We start from the raw sequence: 15,771 nt of genomic DNA on the forward strand, positions 1-15,771 counted from the left end.
GGCTCCCAGTAGACGACTGGGTTGATAGGCCGGATATGGAAGCCCTGTGAGGGGTGGAGTTGACCGGTACTAATAGGCCGAGGGCTTGTCCTCAGTTGCTCGCGTCCACTGTGTTGTTCTGAAACAACGACCCCACACCGTCTGTACGGGTGTGGTGCGGTTGATAGTTTCATAGTGTTTCGGTGGTCATAGCGTGAGGGAAACGCCCGGTTACATTCCGAACCCGGAAGCTAAGCCTCAAAGCGCCGATGGTACTGCAGGGGGGACCCTGTGGGAGAGTAGGACGCCGCCGAACAATCATTCGAGAAAGCCCCTTCCCGGGAGACCGGGGAGGGGCTTTCCGCATTTCCGGACCCTTCCCCGGACTACTTCCGGGACCAGGTCCGGACTATTGCGCCGGGGTTGTTCCGTCAGAGCGCGAGCTTGAAGCCGAGGTGGGAGGCCACGAAGCCGAGGCGCTGGCAGAAGCGGCGGGAGTCGACCGCCCTCAGCCCTCTGACGGGTAGTCGGGAGGAGGGGGAGGGGCTACGGGCGGCGTCCCCAGGCGGAGATCATCGGGGCGGTGGCCAGGTCGAGCCGCCCGGTGGCGACGTTCGCCAGGTGACGGTCGATCTCCTCGTCGGTGGCAAGACCTTCTTCCACCAGGCGGTGGCGGATCTGCCGCACCGTCGCGTCCTCGAGCACGACACACGCCGGCGAGGTGATCGGGAAGTACGCGTCGGCCTGCACGTCGTCCAGACCGGCTTCGCGGAGAAGTCTGGGCAGGGTCCGCCCGTACGCGAGGTCCGCGCCGCGCGCCGCCATCAGGGTGCGGAATCCGGACCGCAACCGGTTGGCGAGCCGCTGTTCGGGACCCGACTCGTCCGGGCACAGCAGCGGCTGCAACGCGGGGTCGGCGTCCTCCAGGAGCAGCCAGCCGCCGGGTCGCAGCGCCTGGACCATCCGGCGCAGTGCCTCGGCGCGGTCGGCGACGTGCACCAGAACCAGCCGGGCGTGTACGAGGTCGAAGCCGCCGGGCGGCGGCGGGTCGGCCGCCACGTCGTGGGACAGCACCTCGACCACGCCGCCGGCGACGTCCCGGGTCCAGGACACGTCGATGTCGGTGGCGATCACCGTGCCTCCCGGGGCGACTCGTTCGGCCAGCCCGAGAGGCACGGAGGGACCGCCGGCGCCGACCTCCCAGCACCGCATGCCGACACCGATCCCGAGCCGGTCGACGTGCCGGAACGTCACCGGGTCGAACAACTCGGCGAGGGCGCCGAAGCGGATACCCGCCTCTGTCTGCCGGTTGTCCAGCAGGTAGCCGTGGTCGGTGTCGTGCTCAGCCATGTGGCGATTCTGGCAGACGGTCACAGGGCGGGCCCGATCCGGTCACCGTCCCGGTGGTCTCCGGGGGGCCGCTCCCAGCCGTACCGTGCTGCCGTGCCGTGCCGTGCCGTGCCGTGCCCAGGCACTCCCGCGCCGTGGCTGGTGATCAACAGTCACGACAGCGCCCCTGTCGCCGTCCCGGTCGCCACCACTGCGGCGGACCGCTCGTACGGGGCCGGGCGCCGACACGGTCCCGGTCACGCACCACGGCTGCCGCGTCTACGGGGCGGCGTCGGATCGTCGCTCCGGCGCCGCGGTCGGGTCGGACCGGGTGGCCGGGTCGGACCGGGCCAGTGCGGCGGTCAGGCTGCCGAGAATCCGCGGTACCTGCGGTTGCCGGAACCGGAGCGCGTCCACGGGTACCCGGGACCAGTCCAGGCCGGTCAGGTGCGCGGCCAGCAGCTCGGCCCGTTCGCGGTAGAGGGCGGCGGGATCGAGGTCCAGGAAGGCCGGGGGGATGGCTTGGCGGAGCTCCTCGAACTGCTCGGTGGCTGCGGCGAGCAGCCGGCGGAAGACCTTCTCCCAGCTGACCCCGTGCAGGCCGATCGAGAGGTGCAGCGAGGGCTCGTCCGTGGTGTCGCCGACGTGGACGAAGCCGTGCGGGAGGTAGAGGCAGTCGCCTTCCTTGAGCACCACGTCGAGCAGGGGCTCGCCGGTCGCCGCCGGATCCACCGGTTCCACCCGGTTCGGGAAGCGCCTGACCGGTGCACTGATCCGCCACCGCTTCGAGCCGTGCAGCTGGCGCAGGAAGATGCCGATCAGATCGAAGTGCGGTGCCACGCCACGGGCCTGAGGCGGGGTGAGGAACGCGGTGCAGTCCACTTCGAAGCCGGTCTCCCGGGCGAGTTCGGCGGAGAACGCGGCCACCTCCGGGCAGTGGGTGTGGAGCTCCTCCAGGGTCAGGGTGGCACCCTCGGCGACCAGATCGGTGATCTTGGTGCCGTCGGCCAGTTTCTCCCGGCTCCTGGGGCTGCTGCCGCGGTTGCGCAGCATGAGCTCCGACGGCAGTTGCCTGCCGTCCCGGAAGAGCCGCAGCGCGGTCAGCGGCAGGCCGCTGTGGATCAGCCGCTCCGCCGACTCGAGCGAGAAGACGTCGCTGAAGTCGTCGAGGCCGGTACTGACGAAGGGCTCGCGTTCCCACGCACCCTGGAGTACTCCGAGGTCGTCCACGAGTCGGCGCAAACTGTCCAAGGGTCCGCCTCACACGGTGTCCGGTGTAGGACCGGACCGGTCGGCGCGGGCGGTACCGCGCAGACCGGTCCGGCATCGTCCTGTCGGGCTCGGCCCGGTGGGAGCGTCAGCTCACGCCGAACTGGACGCCGCAGGGGGCGCCCTCCTCGTCCTCGTCGCCGGCGCTGTGCGCCTGCACGTCCGGCGTCGCTGCGGTGGCGCCGAACTGGACGCCGCAGGGCGCGCCTTCCTCGTCCTCGCCGGCGCTGTGCGCCTGGACGTCCGGCGCGACGCCGAACTGAATGCCACAGCTGCTCGACGGGTTGTCGTCGTCACCGGCGCTGTGTGCCTGCACATCGGGCTTGGCCATGCTGGTCTCCTCCCGGTCGTGGTCGAACGTCGTCCGACGTCACGATGCGACGCTATGAGCCCCCGGTTGAGCCCTGGTATGTGCGGAGCTGCGTGGTAGCTTTTTCGCTTCGCGGTGGCCCGGCGGCGCCCCCGGCCGGGCTCCCGAAGCGCTCCCGGCCGCGCTCCCGAGCCACTTCCAGCGGCGTTCCCGCCGCGCTCCCGAGCCGTTCCCGCCGTGCTCCCCGCCGCGCCCTGGGCGACACCCGGGAGCTCCCGGAATCTCCTCTTCACGGGTCGTTCACGCACCCTTGCCAGCCATCCGCTTCTCGGAGAAGCTGGCTGACGGAGCACGGGCATGACGGCAACCGGGGGGTTCGCATGGTCGGGAGCATCGGTGCGGCAGGTCCCCTGCGCTTCACGATCCTGGGACCGCTCCAGGTGTGGTCGGGTGACGTGCGGCTCGAACTCGGGCCCTACAAGCAGCGGTTGCTGCTGGCCGCGCTGCTCTGCCGGGCCAACACCGTGCTCTCCGTCGACCAGCTCATCGATGTGCTCTGGGCCGACGACCAGCCCCGGACGGCGCGCAAGAACCTCCAGGTGTACGTCTCCGCGCTGCGGAAGATCGCGCGTGACCACATCGGTCACCTGCCGTACGGCTACACGTTGGTGGCGACGGCGGAGGAGTCCGACCTGCTGCGGTTCGACCGGCTCGCGGCGGCCGGGCGGCAGGCGCAGCGCGAGGGCGGCACGGCCGCGGCCTCGGCGCTGCTGGGGGAGGCGGTCCGATTATGGCGGGACCAGCCGCTGGTGGATCTGCTGGGCAGCCCGTTCGCCGCCCGGGAGTCGGAGCGGCTGACCGACCGTTTCCTGGCGGTCTACGAGGACTGGGCGGAGCTGGAGGTGGAGTCCGGTCGGGCGCTCGGACTGCTGGACCAGTTGGGGGAGTTGGCCGATCGGCATCCCTTCCGGGAGCGGCTGACGGCGCTGCACATGACGGCGCTCGACCAGGTCGGCGGCCGCCGGCAGGCACTGGCCTGTTTCGAGGCGCACCGGCAGTTCATCGCCAGGGAACTCGGGCTCGACCCGAGTCCGGTGCTCCGGCGGCTCTACCGGGAGATCCTGGCGGGCCGGGGTTCCGGCCGTGCGGAGCTGCGCGACAGTCGGCCGGTCCGCTGCAAGCCGGCCCAACTCCCGCGTGACGTCCCAGATTTCGTGGGCCGGTCGGCCCAGGTGGAGGAGTTGACCGGGATCCTGTCCGGTGAGAGCCGATGTCCCGGCGACCCGCGCTGCACCGACGTCACGGCGATCTCGGGTCCGACCGGTGTCGGCAAGACCGCGCTCGCCGTGCACGTCGGCCACCTGGTCGCCGACGGGTTCGCGGACGGGCAGATCTTCGTCTCGCTGGGGCACCCCGACGGGACGCCGCGCGGCTGGCACGAGGTGCTGGCGGAGCTGCTGCGGGGGGCCGGCCTGGACGTCACGCCGCCGCGCGAGGAGCGGGCGGCGCTGGCGCTGTGGCGCTCCTGGGTGGCCGAGCGCCAGTTCCTCCTGGTGCTGGACGGTGCGACGGGCGAGGCGGAGATCCGCCGGCTGCTGCCGGGCCGCGGGCCGAGCCGCACACTGGTCACCTCCGCCCGCAGGCTGAGCGGCCTGGAGTGCGTACGCCGCCTCGAACTGGGCGAGTTCACCCCGGACGAGGCGTCCGAGCTGCTGACGCGCGTGCTGGGCGAGCCGAGGGTGGCGGACGCGGCGGACGCGCTGCAGCGGATCAAGCAGCTCTACGGGCTGTCGCCGCTGGTCGTCCGGACGCTGGCGGCGAAGCTCACCGTGCTGGTCCACCTGTCCCTGCGCGAGTACGCGGAGCAGCTCGGACGGCGGCCGGTCGCGCTCGACGAGCTGTCCGTCGGGGAGGTGTCGGTCCACGACCGTTACCGCAGATTCCACCAGGGGCTGACCCCGTTGCAGAAGGCGGCCTTCGGGGCGCTGGGGGCGCTGCCCCGGGCGGCCTTCGACCAGGCGGGTCTGCTGGCGGCGCTGGACGGTCTGGCGGAGTCGGTGGAGCGGGTCGCGGAGGAGCTGATGGAGGCCAACGTGGTCGCCGTCGCGGAGGACGACGAGGTGATGGCGAACGCCGCCGTCCACTACCGGATGCCGCGGCTGGCGCACCGGTACGCGGCTGCCCTGCTCCGCAGCGCCGGGCAGGGCGGGAGCTGAGCAGCCGCGCGGGGGGAGCCGGCGGCGGAACCCTCAGCGCGCCATCCCGCTCAGCACCTCGTGCAGGGAGTCGACCAGCCGCAGCCCGCCGGCCCGCTGGTCGGGCGGCAGCGCGGCGAGGACCTGGATGATCCCGGCCAGCCGCTCGAACTCTGCGCCCCCGAGGGCGAGCGCCCGCCGGGCCGCCCGGCTGCGGACCAGGCCGTGCAGGGCGAGTCCGGCCTGGCCGGCGAAGGCGGTCAGCAGGTCCAGGTCGGCGATGCTGGACCGGCACTGGGGGTGGGGGTCGAGGACCTGGATGACCCCGAGGACCTCGTCCCGGTGGACCACCGGGGCCGCCATGATCGAGTCGGGTACGTAGCGGGTGCGCTCCGCCAGGTCCTGGGCGAAGAGCGTGCTGTCGGCGAGGTCGTCCACGGTCACCGGTTCGCCGGTGTCGACGACCCAGCCGGCGATGCCCCGGTGGGCCGGGAACCTGGTGCCGATCAGGAATTCCTCGCCCTCCCCGGAGACCGCCTCGAAGACCAGTTCGTCGCGCTCCCGGTCGAAGAGGAAGACCGAGCTCGCGGCCGCACCGAAGATCGAGCGTGCCACCTGTACGACGGAGGCGAGCAGTTCGCGGTCGTCCGGGCCGGGGTCGGCCAGGGCACCGGAGACCGCCGCGATCATCGCCGTGGAGTCGGCCGACTGGTTCATGGTTCAGGCTCCTCGCACGTTGGCTGCCGTCAGGTAGAGGATGGTCTTGAGTTCGAAGGTCGTCAGATCCGGGTGCTTGCCGAGGATCAGGGCGGCCAGTCCGGTGACGTGCGGCGCCGCGAAGCTGTTTCCGGTGTTCCTGGTGGTGCTGCCGTTCAGCCCGGCGACCCGGACCGCCTGGCCCCGGGCGAAGAACTCCACCGGCGGGGACGGGTTGTAGAGCACCAGGCCGGAGTCGTCCTCGGCGTGGCTGCCGACCGAGATGACCGAGGAGAACCGCCAGGGGAAGCTCTCGATCCGCGCGTTGTGCGCCGAGGCGACGATCACCGAGCGGCCGAAGTAGGCGTCGTCCGCCAGCTCGCGCAGGATCTGGTTGAACTGGGGCCGTGAGGTCGACAGGCTCAGGTTGATCACGTCGAACCGCTGCTCGATCGCCCAGCGCAGTCCGGTGAGCAGGGCGTCGCCCGTTCCACCGCCGTTCTCGCCGAGGATCCGGACGCTGTGCAGCTCGCAGCCGGGGGCCACCTGGCGGACGATCCCGGCGCAGGCCGTGCCGTGCCCGCAGGTGTCGGTCGGGGGGACCTCGTGCACCGCGAGGTCCCCGTCGCGGCCGACGACGGCGTAGGAGCCGGCCACCTCCCCGACCATCGGGTGCCCGGCTTCGACGCCGCTGTCGACGACGCACACCCGCACCCCGCTGCCGTCCGTCCCGCCGTGCGCCCACTCGGGCGTGACGTGCCCGGTCTCGGCGGTGGGGATGGGGATGTCGGCGGGGCGCCGGTCGAGCAGGTTCCAGGTGAGGGCGGTGGTGCCGCGGGTGGTGGTCATCGGTCGGCCGACTCTCCCAACAGGCGCTCGGTGTGCGCCACTCCGACGAGGTGCCCCTTGGCGGTGAAGTGCCGCCGGGCGGCCCGGACCGCGCTGCCGGCCTGGCGCTCCAGGCCGAGCAGGGCCCTGGTGTGCGCGAGGTCGAGGCAGGCGGTGGCTCGGTCGGCCGGCGAGTCGGTGCGGTGCGCCAGCAGCACCGCCCGGCGGGCCAGTCGCAGGGCTTCGGCCCGGTCGCCGCCCAGGGCCCGGATCCTGGCCAGCAGCCCGTACCGGTTGGCCTGCACCCCCGGGTAGTCGTCGGCGACCGCGGTGTCCTCGACCAGGTCGGCGGCCGGCCGCCAGTCGCTCCCCAGGAGGTGGACCCGGGCCAGTTCGAGCGCGGCGGTCTGGACCAGTCCGGCGGCCTGGAGCGTGCGGGCCGCGGCCAGCGCCTCGCGCAGCGCCGCCTCGGCCTCGCCCCGGCGGCCCGCCAGCGCGGCCAGTGTCCCGTCCAGCAGCGGCCGGAACACCCGGCCCTCGCCGTAGGCCAGCGCGGACATCGCCCGGTGGGCGTCGGCCAGGCACTCGGCCGTCCGCTCCGGGTGTCCCTGGATGGCGTGCAGGACGGTGAGCGGGAAGCCCAGGGTGACCCGGACGGCGATCCGGTCGGCGCCGTGCGCGGCCAGCAGCGCCTCGCAGCGGGCGACGGCGGACGGCGCCGGCTCGGGCCCGCGCCACAGGGACAGACCCATCGCGCCCAGGGTGTTGGCGAGTTCGCGGTCGGCGGCACAGACGAGCGAGTGGGTCAGGGCGTGGTCCAGGACGGACAGCGCCCGGGCGTGCTGCCCGCGGCGCTGGCAGAAGCCCGCCAGGACGAGGCGGCTGCGGGCCAGTCCGAGCTGGTCGCCGGCGGCCTCGAAGACCGTGAGCGCACCGTCGGCCGCCCGCTCCAGGGCCGCGTCGTCGTGCTCGCAGGCGGCCAGGTGGAGCCGGGCGTGGGCGGCGGTCCCGGCGGCGCCGGTCAGGCCGGCCTCGGTCACCGCCCGGCCCAGCACCTCGCGCGCCTCGCCGGGGTGGCCCAGCGTCAGCAGCACCTCGCCCAGCCGTTGCAGCAGCTCGGCCCGGCCCGGGTCGCCCGGTTCGGCCAGGTCGGCGGCGCGCTGCAGCAGGGCCAGTGCCCAGGGCAGGTCGACCCGGCGCAGGGCGCCGGTGCCCGCCCGGGCCAGGTGCCGGACGGCCTGGCGGCGCAGGACGGGCTGCCGCTCGTCGAGGCGGCCGACCGCGTTGCGGTACCGGTAGGCCTGCTCCAGGTGGGTCCCGATCAGCGCGTCCGGGCGCTCGCTGCGCGTCAGGTACTCGGCGTACCGCTCGTGGAGCTCGCCGCGGCGGAGCTTGGTCAGGCCCTCGTAGGCGACCCGCTGGGTGACGCCGTTGACGAAGCACCAGGCGGCGTCGGCACCGAAGGGGCGGCGCAGCGGCTTGACCAGGCCGCGCCGGGAGAGCGTGCGGAGCGCGGCGGTGCGGTCGGCCGGAGGCAGGGCCCCGGCCAGCTGGGCGAGGTCCTCGGCGCCGAACTCGCGCCCCACCACCGCCGCGTGCCGCAGCACGGTACGGTCCGCCTCGTCCAGCCGGTCGATCCGGGCGGCGAGCAGCGCGTGCAGGTTGGGCGGCAGCTCCTGGACGCCGCCGGCCTCCTCGACCATGGCGGCGAGCTGTTCGATGTAGAGCGGGTTGCCGTCGGTCTGGGCGACGATCTGCTCGGTGGCGGCCTCCTGGTGCAGGGCCAGGTCGACCAGGTGGGCGGCGAACACGGCGGAGTCTGCGGGGGAGAGCCCGGTGACGGTCACGGTGGTCGAGTTGGCGCGGCCGGTGCCCCAGGCCGGGCGGCAGTCCATCAGCTCGGGGCGGGCCAGGCAGAGCACCAGGACGGGCAGCCGGCGCAGATCCTCCACCAGCCGGTCGAGCAGGCCGAGGAAGGGCTGGTCGGCCCGGTGCAGGTCGTCCACCACCAGCAGCAGCGGGCGTTCGCCGGTGAGGACGGTCAGCACGTGGGCGACGGCCGCGCAGGTGTCGTCCTCGGACGGCGCGGGGGTGCCGTCCAGCAGCAGCCCGGTGCGCAGCAGCGCGATCGCCGGTCCCTCGCACCCGCCGGCCTGTTCCGCCTCCGCCACCAGCGGGGTCATGCAGTCGGCCAGTGCCTGCAGCGATCCGCCGGTGCCGGCCGTGCGGCAGCGGCCGGCACCGACCGGGCCGACGGCCGCGGCGGAGCGCCGCAGCCACTCGTCCACCAGCCGGGACTTCCCGATGCCCGCCTCTCCCAGCAGGGTCAGGACGTGTACGTCGCCCTCCTCGACCACCCGGCGCCAGGCCAGGTCGAGTTCGCTCAGGTACCGCTCGCGGCCGACGAAGGGCACGTCGAAGCGGCGCGCACGCTCCGGTCCCGGGTCGAAGAGGCCGATCAGCCGGCCCGCCTCGACCGGTCCCGCCACGCCCTTCAGCTCCAGCGGTCCGGTCTCGCCGACCGTCAGCCCGGGGCCGGCGGCCCGCCAGGTCTGTGCGCTGAGCAGGATCTCCCCGGTACCGGCCGCCGCCTGGAGCCGGGCGGCGATGTTGACCACCTCCCCGGAGACCAGGGCCTGCCGCCTGGCCGGGTCGGCCGTGGTGACCACCTCGCCGGTGTGCACGCCGATCCGGGCGCCGAGCCGTACCCGGTGGTCCCGCTCCAGCTGCCCGTTGAGCTCGCCGAGCGCGGCCAGCATGTCCAGGGCGGCCTCCAGCGCCCGGCGGGCGTCGTCCTCCTGGGTGGCGGTCAGGCCGAAGACCGCCATCACGGCGTCGCCGATGAACTTCTCCACGATCCCGCCGCGGGACTCGATCCGGCGCTCCATCAGCTCGTAGTAGCGGAGCAGGATCGAGCGGAGCAGTTCGACGTCGAGCAGGCCGGACAGCCGGGTCGAGTCGACGAGGTCGCAGAAGAGCACGGTGACGATCCGGCGTTCCTCCGTGGTCGGCGGCCCGGCTGCGGCCGGGGCGCCGCACCGGGAGCAGAACCGGGCCAGGGCGGGCAGCACCGCGGCACAGGAGGGGCAGTTCATCGCTCGGCCGTCCCGGCTCAGCGTGCCGTCATGTCGCCGATGCACCACGGGGTCTCGCCGTCGTCCCCGTCCGCCGAGTGCAGTACGACCTCGGGGTCGTCGGCCGCCGGTTCCGGGGTGCTCCGCTCGGGCTCGGCGGGCAGTTCTGCGGATGTCGGCTGGGTCATGTCGATCGGACCCCTTCCACGACGTCGTGTCGACATGCGGTCACCGGGACTCTAGGGCGGCCGAGTTGGCCTTCGGTTTACGTCCGGTATGCCGTCGGGCCGGGTCCTGCCGGTCCCGGGCGCCCGGAGGGCGGGACGGTGCGCCGTGCCGGGCAGGGCCTTCGAAGCTGCCCGCCAACCTGCCGCATACCGGCGGCAAACCGCGCCTTCCTAGCCTCGCGCTGTGCACCAGGGCCCGCCGACGGCGGCCGCGCCCGCGGAACCAGGGAGAGACGATGATCGGCACCCGGCTGGACGACGTCGACGAGCCCCGCCTGATCCCGAGCGACCGGGGCTGGTGGTTCATCGGCAACCAGACCTGGACCCTGCTCAAACCGGAGCACGTCGGCGCGGACGGCGAGCTGCGCCCGGACGTCGACGGCTTCCTGCGGAGCGAGGGCGCGTACCGCGAGCGCACCGCGAAGTCCTTCTCCCTGACCGTGCTCACCAGCACCGCCTGCAACCTCGGCTGCGGCTACTGCTTCCAGAACACCGGCCAGGACCCCAGGGGCGGCCACCGCCCACCCCGGATCGACCTCCGGCGGCTGAGCACCGCGACCATCGACCGGATCGTCGACTTCACCGCCGAGCGGATGACCCGGGCCGGGCTGGCCCGGCTCTACCTGCTGCTCTTCGGCGGCGAGCCGCTGCTCAACCCCCGGGGCTGCCTGGAACTGCTGGAGCGCTGCGCACCGCTCGGGCTCGGCGTCGGGGCGATGACCACCAACGGGGTGCTGCTCACCCGTCGGCGGGCCGTCCAGCTCCACGACGCCGGGCTGCGCGACGTGCAGATCACCTTCGACGGCAGCCGGGCGGACCACGACGGGACCAGGGTCACCCACACCGGCGGGGCGACCTTCGACGCCATCCTCGCCAACGTCGCCGCCGCGACCGCCGCGACCGGCCTGCGCTGGAACTTCCGGGTGAACGTCTCGCACCACAACATCGACCGGATCGGCGAGCTCTTCGGGCAGCTGGACGGCCGGACGGACCCCGACCGGTGCACCTTCACCTTCGCCTGGGTCGGCGACTCCGGCATCGGCTACCGCAACGACCTCACCCGGGCGCGGCAGGTCGAGGACCGCTTCGTCGAGTGGGCCGTCGAGGGGCTGGAGCGTGGCTACCGGTTCGTCCGGCCCAGTATGCGGACGACCTGTCAGATCTGCTCGGTGCCCGGCGGCAGGCACGGTGCCGTGGTCAACGCCGACGGCACGCTGTTCAGCAGCTGGCAGTCGGCCGGGAAACCGGGCATGGAGGTCGGGCACGTCGACCACGGCTATCTGGACCCGGGCTCGGTGCCGGACCGCTGGGTCACCTGCGGCTACGACTACGAGCAGGCCGACGCCGAGGTGATGGCCGCCTTCCAGGACCGGGTCGACGGCCGGATCCTCGACTATCTGCACACCACCGGGCGCCTGTAGCGGCAGGGGGAGGACCAGTGCTGGCAGGCGTGCTCCGCACCAACCGCGACTTCCGGCGGTCTTTCCTCGCCGACCTCACCTCCAACCTGGGCTCGGCGGTCTCGACCATCGCCTATCCGCTGCTGGTGCTGAGCCTGGGCGGCAATGCGGTGCAGGCGGGTTCGGTCGCCACCGTCTCATTGGCGACCAGGCTCGGGTTCCGCCTGCCGGCGGGCAGCCTGATCGACCGGTGGAACCGACGGTGGGTCATGCTGACGACCGATCTGGTGCGGTTCCTGGCGGTGGCGACCATCCCGCTGGTCGCGCTCTGGGGGTCGCCGCACTACGTCCAGCTGCTGGCGGTGGCCGCGATCGAGGGGCTGGCCACCGCGCTGTTCGGGCCCGCCAACACCGTGCTCACCCGGGACGTCGTCGCCGAGCAGGACCTGGGTGCGGCCCTGGGCGCCTCCCAGGCCTCGATGGCGGCCGTGAACCTGGCGGGGCCGGCCATCGGCGGTGCACTGTACGCGGCCGACCGGATGCTGCCGTTCGCCGTCGACGCGCTCTCCTACGCCGTCTCGGCCGTGCTGATCCTGCGGATCACCGTACGGCCCGGCGCCGCGGCCCCGGGCGGTGACGACCGCGGGCTGACCGCGGGCCTGCGCTGGCTGCTGGGGCAGCGCGAGCTGTTCGTCATCCTGCTGTACGCCGCCGTGATCAACCTGGTGTCGGCCGCCATCGACGTGACGGCCATCCTGGAGCTGCGCAGCGCGGGCGCGTCCGGATCGGTGATCGGGCCCATCCTGTCCTGCGCCGGAGTCGGCGGGATCGTCGGCTCGCTGCTGGCCCCCTGGTTCGCCAGGCGGCTGAGCGTGCGGGCCATCCTGCTCGGGATCGGGGCCGGCTGGACGGCCGTCCTCGCGGTGTTCGCCCTGACCTTCCAGCCGTGGGTGGTCGCCGTGCTGCTCACGCTGCTGATGACGCTCTCCCCGGCGGCCGGGGTGGTGGTCGGGCAGGCCCTGTTCGGCCAGACCCCGCGGCACCTGGTCGGGCGGGTGAGCGCCGCCACCAGCCTGCTGCTCAGCGGCCTGGCGGCGCTCGGCCCGTTCGCGGCCGGCTCGCTCTTCCAGGGGCTCGGCGGCGCCCGCTCCTGGGCGGTGCTCGCGGTGCTCACCGGAGCGGTCACCGCGGGCGGCTGGATTCCGCTGCGGGCCACCCGCCGGATCGACGCGGTCCGGCCCGCGCCGGCGCCGGCGGAGGCCGTCCTCGCCCACTGTGCCAACCCCGAGGAGGCCCCGGATGACTGACGACCCGTACCGCTGGCTGGAGGACGCGAGCGCCCCCGCCGTCCTGGAGTGGACGGAGAAGCAGGAGTCGGCGTACCGCTCGGCCGCCGACGGCTGGCGGGGGCGGGAGAGCGTGCGGGCCGGGCTCACCGAGCTGTTCGGACGGCTCGGGGCCCGTTCCGCCCCGCGCCCCAGGGGCGAGCGCCTCTTCCTGACCCGTTCGCTGCCCGGTGCCGAGCACCCCGAGCTCGTCGTCGTCGAGCCGTCGGGCGAGGTGCGGGTCCTGGTCGACCCGGCTGAGGTCGATCCGACCGGCACCACCACGCTGGAGGAGTGGGAGCCGTCCTGGGACGGCGGGCTGCTCTCGTACCAGCTGGCGCCCGGCGGCACCGAGGACTCCAGCCTCTTCGTCCTGGACGTCGACTCGGGGCGGCGGGTCGACGGCCCGATCGACCGGGTGCGCCGGAGCACGGTCGCCTGGCTGGCCGACGGCAGCGGCTTCTACTACGTCCGCCGACTGCACCCGGACCTCAACCCCGGCGAGGGCCGGTACCACCGGCGGGTCCGGTTCCACCTGATCGGCACCGACCCCGACCTGGACCCGGTGGTCTTCGGAACGGGACGCGAGAAGACCCAGCACTACACCGTGCGGACCTCTGCCGACGGCCGTTGGCTGACCGTCAGCGCCGCCGCCGGCACGGCGCCGCGCCGGGACCTCTGGATCGCCGACCTGACCGCAGGTCAGCCGGACCGGCCGGGACTGCGGACCGTGCAGGAGGGTCTCGACGCCCGGTCCCTGCTCCGGATCCGCCCGGGCATCCCGCCGGACGGCGTCTGCCACCTGAGCACCGACCTGCACGCGCCGCGCGGCCGGGTGGTCGCCACCACCCCGGGCGACCCCGGGCCGAGGACCTGGACGGAGCTGATCCCGGAGGACCCGGAGGCCGTCCTGGAGGACTTCGCGGTCCTCGACGGGCCGGAACTGGAGCGGCCGGTGATGCTGGTCGCCCGGACCAGGCACGCGGTCGGCGAGATCACCCTGCACGACCTCGCCGACGGCCGCCCGGTCGGCTCGGTGCCGGTGCCGGGGTGCGGCACCGTCGGCATGCTCAGGGTCGCCGCCCACGACGCGCACCGGGCCTACTTCGTCTTCACCGGCTTCGACACGCCGCCCGAGGTGCTCTGCTACGACGCGCGGACCGGCGCACTCGATCCCTGGCCCGTCCCCGGCGCGCCGACCCCGCCGCCCGCGGCCTTCGGGCGGCCGGCCGGGCCGCCGATCCGCACCGGGCAGGTCACCTTCAACTCGCCGGACGGGACGACGGTCCGAATGTTCGTCATCTCGCTGCGCGACACGCCCGACCGTCCGCGCCCGGCACTGCTCACCGGCTACGGCGGCTTCGGCCAGTCGCTCACCCCCGTCTACTCGCCCGAGGCCATCGCCTGGGTGCGGGCCGGCGGGGTGTACGCCGTGGCCAACCTGCGGGGCGGTGGTGAGGAGGGCGAGGACTGGCACCGCGCCGGGATGCTGGAGCGCAAACAGAACACCTTCGACGACTTCCACGCCGCCGCCGACCACCTCGTCGCGCAGGGCTGGACCACACCCGGGCAGCTCGGCATCTGGGGCGCCTCCAACGGCGGCCTGCTGGTCGGCGCCGCGCTCACCCAGCGGCCGGCCGGTTACGCGGCGGTGGTCTGCATGGCGCCGCTGCTCGACATGGCCCGCTACGAGCTCACCGGGCTGGGCCCGAGCTGGGTCGGCGAGTACGGGAGCGCAGCCGACCCCGAGCAGCTCCGCCGGCTGCTCTCGTACTCGCCGTACCACCGGGTCCGCGCCGGGGCCGACTACCCGGCGGTGCTGCTGGCCGTCTTCGACGGCGACAGCCGGGTCGACCCGCTGCACGCGCGCAAGATGTGCGCGGCCCTCCAGGCGGCGACGGGCAGCGGCAGGCCCGTCCTCTTCCGGCTGGAGCGCGGGGCGGGCCACGGTGCCAGGGCCCGCTCCCGGCACACGGCGCTCTTCACCGACATGCTCGCCTTCTTCGCCGACCGGCTGGGGCTGGACCTCTAGACCGTCCGCAGACTCCCGTCTGCCGGGCGACGCCGGGGCCCGGTAGCCCCGGCGTCGCGACGCGTGCCCCGGGGACGGACTCCCCGGGGCGCGCGAACCTGCCCGGCCGCTCCTGCGACCGCACGGGAGGCGGGGTACCACCGGGCCCGCCGCGCGGCCGGCCCGGTGCGGGGGTGCGGCCGGGTGGTCCCCCGTGCCCCTGCTGCCGCCGGTCCGGCTGCCCCTGCGGGGCTGCCCCTGCCACGGCCTGCGCGGCGGCCCGTGCGGCCGTCCGGGGGCGAAGCTGACGGGTCAGGATTCGACGACCGATCAGCTTCTGCGAGGTTTTCAGCTGACGCAATCCCTGCCATCGATCAGGGACTTGGGAGTGCGCGCGGCCGCTTCGGCGGGCGAGTCGCCGAGGGGGCTTCGCCCACCAGAGTGAGTGCTCGGGCAACGTCTTGGAACTCGCCCCCTCGCAGTGATCGTTTTCGTCGGCGCGTGGCGCGTTTTCGCAGGCAGGAGCCATCGGGGCGGCTCCGGCAGCCTGGGCGGCCGATGGCGGAAACGGGTGAACGACACCCCCTGGACCCCCTGGATGCGGTCCTTTCAGCGCACTAATGGCGGAGCGTCCGGTGGCGGGTCATTAGCACGTGACTGACGGTAAGTGGAGCACCACGGCGAGACATTGAGCTGACAGTCCGTCTGCCCTCGTAGTGGTTCTGGAAGGAAGAGGCACCAATGCGTTCCACGCGCCTTATGGTGACCGGAGCGGCACTCGCCGCCTCGCTCGTCCTTACTGCCCCCACCTGCGCGTTTGCCGATGACGCCGCCAAGCCCGACGCGAAGGCCAACGCTGCACCTGAGAAGAACGACGACCGGCACGACGGCGGCCGCGAAGGCGGTCGCGACTGCGACCGTGACCACCGGGCACACGGTGGGGTCCACGCTGGTGGCGGCTTCCTCGCCCTCTCGTCCCTGACGGGTGGCAACGGCGGGCACCGCGAAGGTGGCCGCGACGGTGGTCGCCGCGAATGCGACCGTGACCACGGCCGGGAGCACGCTCACGGTGGGGTGCACGCCGGTGGCGGCTTCCTCGCTCTCTCGTCCCTGACGGGCGGGAACGGT

General features: G+C 73.6%; 11 protein-coding genes, 2 rRNA genes and 1 pseudogene. 7 read left to right on the forward strand and 7 right to left on the reverse strand.

All coding sequences use genetic code 11. The features are described from left to right. A 23S ribosomal RNA gene (locus tag ACFC1R_RS09540) occupies window positions 1–93 on the forward strand; the annotation flags it as partial. A gap of 85 nt (window positions 94–178) precedes the next feature. Beyond that, a 5S ribosomal RNA gene (rrf, locus tag ACFC1R_RS09545) occupies window positions 179–295 on the forward strand. Between the two features lie 230 nt (window positions 296–525). Here the strand turns inward: rrf and ACFC1R_RS09550 are convergent. From ACFC1R_RS09550 to ACFC1R_RS09560, 3 genes are all read right to left on the reverse strand, one after another. Further along, window positions 526–1,329, reverse strand: coding sequence for a class I SAM-dependent methyltransferase (locus tag ACFC1R_RS09550; protein ID WP_375935357.1), 804 nt, complete (start codon window positions 1,327–1,329; stop codon window positions 526–528). Between the two features lie 258 nt (window positions 1,330–1,587). After that, window positions 1,588–2,550 carry a JmjC domain-containing protein gene (locus ACFC1R_RS09555; protein WP_375935360.1) on the reverse strand — a complete coding sequence of 321 codons (963 nt, stop codon included), beginning with the start codon at window positions 2,548–2,550 and terminating at the stop codon, window positions 1,588–1,590. 115 nt (window positions 2,551–2,665) lie between these two features. Beyond that, the gene (locus ACFC1R_RS09560; RefSeq protein ID WP_375935363.1) at window positions 2,666–2,908 is read right to left on the reverse strand and encodes a hypothetical protein; all 243 of its coding nucleotides are present in this window, start codon (window positions 2,906–2,908) and stop codon (window positions 2,666–2,668) included. A gap of 359 nt (window positions 2,909–3,267) precedes the next feature. Between ACFC1R_RS09560 and ACFC1R_RS09565 the strand changes: the two genes are divergently transcribed. After that, on the forward strand, window positions 3,268–5,103 hold the full coding sequence (locus ACFC1R_RS09565; RefSeq protein ID WP_375935366.1) for a BTAD domain-containing putative transcriptional regulator: 1,836 nt from the start codon (window positions 3,268–3,270) through the stop codon (window positions 5,101–5,103). 33 nt (window positions 5,104–5,136) lie between these two features. Here ACFC1R_RS09565 and ACFC1R_RS09570 read toward each other — a convergent pair whose 3' ends face one another. Genes ACFC1R_RS09570 through ACFC1R_RS09585 form a run of 4 tightly spaced genes read right to left on the reverse strand, consistent with a single transcriptional unit; the run spans window position 5,137 to window position 9,868 of the window. Further along, window positions 5,137–5,772, reverse strand: a complete 636-nt coding sequence (locus ACFC1R_RS09570; protein ID WP_375935714.1) for a GAF domain-containing protein — start codon at window positions 5,770–5,772, stop codon at window positions 5,137–5,139. 30 nt (window positions 5,773–5,802) lie between these two features. Continuing rightward, window positions 5,803–6,627: a S8 family serine peptidase gene (locus ACFC1R_RS09575; RefSeq protein ID WP_375935369.1), complete on the reverse strand. Its 825-nt coding sequence runs from the start codon at window positions 6,625–6,627 to the stop codon at window positions 5,803–5,805. Beyond that, window positions 6,624–9,701: an adenylate/guanylate cyclase domain-containing protein gene (locus tag ACFC1R_RS09580; RefSeq protein ID WP_375935372.1), complete on the reverse strand. Its 3,078-nt coding sequence runs from the start codon at window positions 9,699–9,701 to the stop codon at window positions 6,624–6,626. Before ACFC1R_RS09580 ends, ACFC1R_RS09575 begins: the two co-directional genes overlap by 4 nt. A gap of 17 nt (window positions 9,702–9,718) precedes the next feature. After that, window positions 9,719–9,868, reverse strand: a complete 150-nt coding sequence (locus ACFC1R_RS09585) for a hypothetical protein (protein ID WP_375935375.1) — start codon at window positions 9,866–9,868, stop codon at window positions 9,719–9,721. Window positions 9,869–10,143: 275 nt separating this feature from the next. Between ACFC1R_RS09585 and ACFC1R_RS09590 the strand changes: the two genes are divergently transcribed. The 4 genes and pseudogenes from ACFC1R_RS09590 to ACFC1R_RS09605 all read left to right on the forward strand — a co-directional run. Beyond that, window positions 10,144–11,328 carry a radical SAM protein gene (locus ACFC1R_RS09590; RefSeq protein WP_375935378.1) on the forward strand — a complete coding sequence of 395 codons (1,185 nt, stop codon included), beginning with the start codon at window positions 10,144–10,146 and terminating at the stop codon, window positions 11,326–11,328. Window positions 11,329–11,345: 17 nt separating this feature from the next. Beyond that, a complete protein-coding gene (locus tag ACFC1R_RS09595; protein WP_375935381.1) occupies window positions 11,346–12,614 on the forward strand; it encodes an MFS transporter in 1,269 nt (422 codons plus the stop codon). Continuing rightward, window positions 12,607–14,664 (forward strand): prolyl oligopeptidase family protein, encoded by a 2,058-nt coding sequence (locus ACFC1R_RS09600; RefSeq protein ID WP_375935384.1) that lies wholly within the window; start codon window positions 12,607–12,609, stop codon window positions 14,662–14,664. Before ACFC1R_RS09595 ends, ACFC1R_RS09600 begins: the two co-directional genes overlap by 8 nt. A gap of 720 nt (window positions 14,665–15,384) precedes the next feature. Then, window positions 15,385–15,771, forward strand: a pseudogene (locus ACFC1R_RS09605) (hypothetical protein); the annotation flags it as partial.

This window comes from Kitasatospora sp. NPDC056138 (assembly GCF_042264695.1).
Classification (GTDB): domain Bacteria; phylum Actinomycetota; class Actinomycetes; order Streptomycetales; family Streptomycetaceae; genus Kitasatospora.